We start from the raw sequence: 1,974 nt of genomic DNA, 5'->3' as shown, positions 1-1,974 counted from the left end.
GCCTCACACCGAGTGACACGGCGCAACTCGACCCCGAGCGCGTCGCCGGATTCGTCACGGTCACTGGCGGCCGAACCTCGCACGCGGCTATCTTCGCCCGGTCGCTCGCCCTGCCCGCCATCGTCGGCGTCGGCGAGGAGTTGAACGCAGTCGAAGACGACACGGAAGTCGTCGTCGACGGTGAGACCGGCGACCTCGTGGTCCAACCGGACGACGAGCAGAAGGAGGCCGCCGCGGCCGATACCGACGTGGAAATCCGCCACGACCCGGTCGAGACGGCAGACGGCGTCGACATCGAAGTCGCGGCGAACATCGGCACGCGTGCCGACCTCGGGCCGGCAGTCGACCGTGGGGCCGACGGCGTCGGGCTGTTCCGGACCGAATTCCTCTTTCTCGACCGCGAGTCGCCGCCGGACGAGGACGAGCAGTTCGAGGCGTACGTCGAGGCGGCCGAGTCGTTCGACGCCGGGCGCGTCGTCGTCAGGACGCTCGATATCGGCGGCGACAAGCCGGTTCCCTATCTCGACTTACCGGACGAGGAAACCCCGTTCCTCGGTGAGCGCGGTATCCGCCGGTCGCTCGGCCCCGACGCCGACCTCTTCGAAACGCAGATTCGCGCCCTTCTGCGTGCTGCGGGAAGCGCCGACGGAGCACGCCTCTCTGTGATGCTCCCGCTCGTCTCGACGGTCGAGGAACTTCGGCGTGCACGTGAGCAATTCGAGTCGGTCGCGGACGACCTCACAGAGGAGGGTATCGTCCACGAGATGCCCGAGTTCGGCATCATGGTCGAAACGCCCGCAACGGCCTTCATGGCCGACCAGTTCGCCCCGCACGTCGACTTCTTCAGTATCGGGACGAACGACCTCGCACAGTACGTGATGGCCGCAGAACGTGGGAACGAGCGCGTCTCCGACCTCGGCGACTACCGGCAACCCGCGGTGCTCCGCGCCATCGACGCGACCGTCTCCGCCGCCGACGGCACCGACTGCTGGGTCGGCATGTGCGGCGAGATGGCTGGCGACCCCGACCTTACCGAACTGCTCGTCGGTCTCGGACTCGACGAGTTGAGCATGAGCGCCGTCACGGTTCCGCAGGTGAAAGCAGCCGTGACGGAGACAGATACCGAAGACGCAGAAGCCCTCGCGGCGCGCGTACTTCGGGCTGAGACCAAGGCTGAAGTCATAGAGACCCTTACAGAGAACCAATGAAATTCGTCGCAGTCACATCCTGTCCAACCGGTATCGCACACAGCCAGATGGCGGCTGAGAACCTCCTGCAGACCGCAGAACGCCTCGGACACGACATCGACGTCGAAGTCCAGGGCGCGATGGGGACACAAGACGAACTCGATGCGGACGCCATCGCCGAGGCCGATGCGGTCATCATCACCTCGGACACGTCGGTCAGCCGCGACCGATTCGAGGGAAAACTCGTCCTCAAAGGGACCGTCAAAGACGGCGTCAACAACGCCGAAGCCGTCATCGAGAAGGCGGCCGAACTCGCCGACGCGGGCAAGACCGGGTCGGTCACTTTCGGGAGCGGCGAGGGCGCTGCCGACGCGGATGCCGAGGCTGCCGCCTCGTCGGAAGCAGAATCGGGTGCTGAACGTGCGCAACCTGACGAACCTGTCCGTCGCGGCGGCGACCCGGAGAAGGGCCTTTTCGCCCGGCTGAAGAAGCTGTTCTCCTAAGCTCACTGGCGGCGGCGAGTTCGCTGTTTTCTCACGCTTCGAGCGGCGCGACTTCGACGCTTCACGAAAATTAACTCGGACACGAACAAACAATAACGTGCAGATTCGAAACTCGCTTCCCATAGATTATTATCCTCGCAATCGTTGACGAATTCGAGGTGAACGCATAATGCCGTTCTACGGCGGGGAGGAACGCGCCACAGTGTACGACGAGGCGCTCGACGAAGGATTCGGTCTCATCGCGAGCAACATCGCGGAGCCGAGCATCATGATGGGACTCATGG

The 1,974-nt window shown here is 64.4% G+C and carries 2 protein-coding genes and 1 pseudogene; all 3 read left to right on the top strand.

All coding sequences use genetic code 11. The annotated features are described in order from the left end of the window. The coding region (gene ptsP / locus QT222_RS01770; protein WP_491476111.1) for a phosphoenolpyruvate--protein phosphotransferase at nt 1–1,208 on the top strand (1,208 nt) is incomplete at its 5' end. After that, the gene (gene ptfB / locus QT222_RS01765; protein ID WP_491476110.1) at nt 1,205–1,690 is read left to right on the top strand and encodes a fructose PTS transporter subunit IIB; all 486 of its coding nucleotides are present in this window, start codon (nt 1,205–1,207) and stop codon (nt 1,688–1,690) included. The genes ptsP and ptfB, both read left to right, overlap by 4 nt. 169 nt (nt 1,691–1,859) lie before the next feature. Further along, nucleotides 1,860–1,974 (top strand): annotated as a pseudogene (locus tag QT222_RS01760) (class II fructose-bisphosphate aldolase); the annotation flags it as partial.

Source organism: Haloferax sp. s1 (genome assembly GCF_058382125.1).
Note: the sequence above shows the minus strand (reverse complement) of the source record. Positions and strands in the feature narration are given on the sequence as shown.

Coding starts and splice junctions, on each gene's coding strand:
- ptfB (WP_491476110.1), top strand. CDS start 1,205: ATGAAATTCGTCGCAGTCACATCCTGTCCAACCGGTATCGCACACAGC.